Source organism: Streptomyces sp. W16 (assembly GCF_033194735.1).
GTDB lineage: Bacteria > Actinomycetota > Actinomycetes > Streptomycetales > Streptomycetaceae > Streptomyces.
The window spans coordinates 1-4017 of the sequence record NZ_JAWOAI010000716.1 but is presented as its reverse complement, the minus strand read 5'-3'; the positions used below and the strand labels follow the sequence as shown (position 1 = coordinate 4017).

5 protein-coding genes and 1 pseudogene are annotated in these 4017 nt (G+C 70.5%); 2 read left to right on the top strand and 4 right to left on the bottom strand.

The genetic code is table 11. From position 1 onward, the window contains the following. Positions 1 to 731, top strand: a 731-nt coding sequence (locus R6V09_RS47760; protein ID WP_317887715.1) for an ROK family protein, incomplete at its 5' end; no start/stop codon positions are given. 77 nt (positions 732 to 808) lie between these two features. Beyond that, complete coding sequence (locus R6V09_RS47755) at positions 809 to 2317, top strand: M81 family metallopeptidase (protein WP_317887714.1); 1509 nt, start codon at positions 809 to 811, stop codon at positions 2315 to 2317. Here R6V09_RS47755 and R6V09_RS47750 read toward each other — a convergent pair. From R6V09_RS47750 to R6V09_RS47735, 4 genes and pseudogenes are all read right to left on the bottom strand, one after another. Next, on the bottom strand, positions 2298 to 2915 hold the full coding sequence (locus R6V09_RS47750; RefSeq protein ID WP_317887713.1) for a GTP-binding protein: 618 nt from the start codon (positions 2913 to 2915) through the stop codon (positions 2298 to 2300). The genes R6V09_RS47755 and R6V09_RS47750 overlap by 20 nt on opposite strands. Beyond that, positions 2902 to 3261, bottom strand: coding sequence for a DUF742 domain-containing protein (locus R6V09_RS47745; protein WP_317887712.1), 360 nt, complete (start codon positions 3259 to 3261; stop codon positions 2902 to 2904). Before R6V09_RS47745 ends, R6V09_RS47750 begins: the two co-directional genes overlap by 14 nt. A 1-nt stretch (position 3262) precedes the next feature. Next, positions 3263 to 3694, bottom strand: a complete 432-nt coding sequence (locus tag R6V09_RS47740; protein ID WP_019071426.1) for a roadblock/LC7 domain-containing protein — start codon at positions 3692 to 3694, stop codon at positions 3263 to 3265. 11 nt (positions 3695 to 3705) lie between these two features. Beyond that, positions 3706 to 4017: pseudogene (locus R6V09_RS47735) on the bottom strand (histidine kinase); the annotation flags it as partial.

The window sequence follows — 4017 nt, the reverse complement described above, 5'->3', positions numbered from 1 at the left end:
CGGTCGACGTCGCGGGCGGCGTCGTGACCCTCCCGTCCCGGATGCCCGGCTGGAACCGCTTCCCGGTCCGGACCTGGCTGGAGGACCGGTTCGGAGTCCCGGCGGCCATCGAGAACGACGCCAACTGCATGGCCGTGGGCGAGCACACCGTGCAGCCCGCCGAACGCCGCCAGTCGATCATGGTCAAGACAGGCACCGCGATCGGCGCCGGCGTCATCGCCGACGGGCGTCTCTACCGCGGCGGCACCGGTGCGGCGGGCGAGATCACCCACGTCCGGGTCGAGGCCGCCCACGACATCCCCTGCTCCTGCGGCAACACCGGCTGCCTCGAAACCGTCGCCTCGGGCGCCGCCCTCGTCCGCATCCTGCGCGGGTACGGCCTGGACGTGACGTCCACCGAGGACGTCGTACGCCTGGCGACGGACGCCCACCCCGAGGCAACCCGAGCGGTCCGCCAGGCCGGCCGCTACCTGGGCCAGGTCCTCGCAGCCAACGTCAACTTCTTCAACCCCGACGCCGTGTATCTGGGCGGCATCCTCTCCACCCTGGAACCTTTCGTAGCGGCAGTCCGCAGCCAGCTGTACGAGGGCTGCCACCCCCTCGTCACCGAACACCTGGCGATCGAGCGCGCGAGCCTGGGCGCGGACGCGGGGCTCGTGGGCGCAGGCCAGTTCGCCCTGCAACGGGCATTGGCGCAGGCATTGCAGACGGTCACAGACAAGACGCGGTGACTCGTGCTTTCAGGGGCGCGGGGAACTGCGCGACCAGCCACGACGAAGCCGCACTCGACATACGACTTGGAGCCCCCATGCCTTCTTCTAGTCCTGTTATCGCGATCGCAGGACTCGGCATCGAGTCCTCAACCTTCTCCCCGGCCCGCACGGAGGCCCCCGCCTTCCACCCCCAACGCGGCCCCGAAGTCCTCACCCGCTACCCCTTCCTCGCCCCCGGCACCCCACTGAGGGAAGCCGCAGACTGGCAAGGCGCCCTCGTGGGCAAGGCACTCCCCGGCGGCACGGTGACGTCGACCGCCTTCACTGCCCTCTCCGACGAACTCATCGCCAGGCTCCGGGAGTTGGGCCCCCTGGACGGCCTCTGGTACGACATCCACGGCGCGATGACGGTCGAGGGCATGGATGACGCCGAGGCCCAACTCCTCACCCGCATACGGGAGACCATCGGCCCGCACACCCTCGTATCGACCTCCATGGACCTCCACGGCAACGTCTCCCGCGAACTGGTCCACGCCACCGACCTGATCACCTGCTACCGCATGGCCCCGCACGAGGACGCCATGGACACCAAGGAACGCGCCGCCCGCAACCTCGTCGACCTCCTGGCGAGCGGCGCGCCCCGCCCGGTCAAGGCCTGGATCCCGGTACCGGTGCTGCTCGCAGGCGAACAGACCTCCACCCGTATCGAACCGGCGAAGGGCGTCTACGCGGCCGTAGAAAAAGCAGAGGCAACCGAAGGAGTCACCGACGCGGCGATCTGGGTCGGCTATGCCTGGGCCGACGAGCCCCGCAACCGCGCCGCGGTCGTTGTCACAGGCCCGTCCGCCGCCCAAGTGGCCACCGGCGCCGAGCAGTTGGCGCGCGGCTTCTGGGAAGCCCGGCGCGACTTCGAGTTCGTGGCCCCGACCGGCACCCTGGACGAGTGTCTGGACGAGGCCCTCGCCTCCACCGCCCGCCCGTACTTCATCAGCGACACCGGCGACAACCCGACCGCGGGCGGCGCGGGCGACGTGACCTGGGGGCTCCAACAGGTCCTGGAACGCCCGGAGTTCAAGGACGAAGACGGTCCTACGGTCATCTACGCGTCGCTGCCCGGACCCGCCGCCGTAGCCACAGCGGAGCGTGCCGGTGTCGGCGCCACCGTCACCGTCACGGCGGGCGCGGAGGTCGACGACCGGCATGCGGGCCCGCTCACCCTCACCGGTGTCGTGCACTCCGTCCGGCACGGCGACCGGGACGCGCAGACCGAGGTCGTGCTCAAGGTAGGCAGCGTGTACGTGATCCTCACCCGGCTCCGCAAGCCGTACCACCACGAACACGACTTCACCGACCTGGAGTTGGAGCCGCGCTCCGCCGATCTCGTGCTCGTCAAGATCGGCTATCTCGAACCCGAGCTCTTCGCCATGGCCGCCGACTGGAAGATGGCCCTCACCCCGGGCGGAGTCGACCAGGACCTGGTCCGGCTCGGCCATCACCGCATCCGGCGGCCGATGTTCCCCTTCGACCGGGACATGGCAGAGCCGGACCTCACGGCCCGGATCATCGCCCCCTCCGACGAACCGCTCACCGGGGCGGACGAGTGAGTTTGCCGCCCCCGCCGTCCTCGATGGCGGCGGCGATCAACTGGTCGAGCAGCGCGATCAGTACGTTCCGGCACGAGTCGCGCTCCCGGGCGTCGCACAGCAGCACCCGGACGTCCTCCGGGAGCGCCAGCGCGTCGCGGACCGCCTCCGCCGGATACGGATGCTCGCCGTAGAAACCGTTCACGCCCACCACGAACGGGATGCCCCGGCGTTCGAAGAAGTCGACGGCAGCGAAGCTGGACCTCGGGCGGCGGACGTCGATCAGGACCACCGCGCCGAGGGCGCCGAGTGCCAGGTCGTTCCACATGAACCAGAACCGCTGCTGGCCCGGGGTGCCGAACAGATACAGCACCAGGTCCTGGCCGATGGTGATCCGGCCGAAGTCCAGGGCCACGGTGGTGGCCCGTTTCTCCTCGATGCCGTCGAGGTCGTCGACGGCCAGGCCCGCCGAGGTCAGCGGTTCCTCGGTGCGCAGCGGGGCGATCTCGCTCACCGAACCGACCATGGTGGTCTTGCCGACGCCGAAGCCCCCCGCGATCAGGATCTTGACCGTCTCGGGCGGCGCGGGTGCCGGAGCGATGGTGTCAGAGCCGGTCAAGGCCCTCCCTCACTTTCTGCAGCAGGTCCATGTCCGGGCTGGTACGGGAGACCGGGTGCGGCGGACGGGCCGTGATCAGGCCCGCCTCCAGCAGGTCGCAGAGCATGATCACTACCACGCTCACCGGAAGGTCGACAAGGGCCGCGACCTCCGCCACCGCCAGCGGCTCCGCGCACAGCCGCAGAATGCGGGCCTGCTCCGGCTGCGGCCGGGGCGCCCGCGCGGGCGGTGGGTCGACCGCGGTCACCGTGGTGATGAGGGTGAAATCGGCGCGGCTGGGCCGGGTTCTGCCACCGGTCAGCGTGAACGGTCGTACCAGCCGTCCCGCCGCGTCGCCACCGCTCACCTCACTCGCCGGAGCCGGCCGCGGGGCCGACGTTGGCCCTCGGCGCGGCGCTGAGATGCTCGCCTATCTTCTTCACCAGCATGTTCATCTGGTACGCCACGACCCCGACGTCCGCGCCCGGACCGGTCAGGACGACCAGATGGGCGCCGGGGCCCGCCGAGGTGAGGATCAGATAGCTGTTCGCCATCTCGATCAGCGCCTGGCGCACCGGACCGCCCCGGAAGTCCATGCTGACCCCCTTGCTGAGGCTCATCAGCCCGGAAGCGGTGGCCGCCAGCCGCTCGGCGTCGTCGCGCAGGAACCCGGTGGACTTGCTGACGACGAGGCCGTCCTCGGACAGCACGACGGCCTGGTTCACCTCGGCCACCCGGTCCACGAGTCCGGTGAGCAACTGGTCGAGCTGGGTGTGCGTGGCGGGCACAGGACGTGTCATGGCGGAGTCCTTCATGAGCGGTCGGCGGGCGGATTCGAGGAGGCGGCTGCTTCCTCCCGGTCGTACTGCGACGGCGCGTCGTCGTCGATGGAGTCTCGCGCCTGGAACGTGCCGCGCTGGAACCCGGCCAGCGAGGAAGCCGCACGTTCCGCGGTGAAGTCTTCCAGCTCCTCGTCCTCCTCGGCCGGTCCTGCCTCCTCCCGCAACTCACTGGCCAGACTGGTCTGCGGCACCCGCCGTGGCAACGGGGTCAGCCCACCCGGATCGGCGGTGACCGAGGGCTCGGCGGACCGCGCCGTGGGAATGGCGGGCAGCGCCCTGGC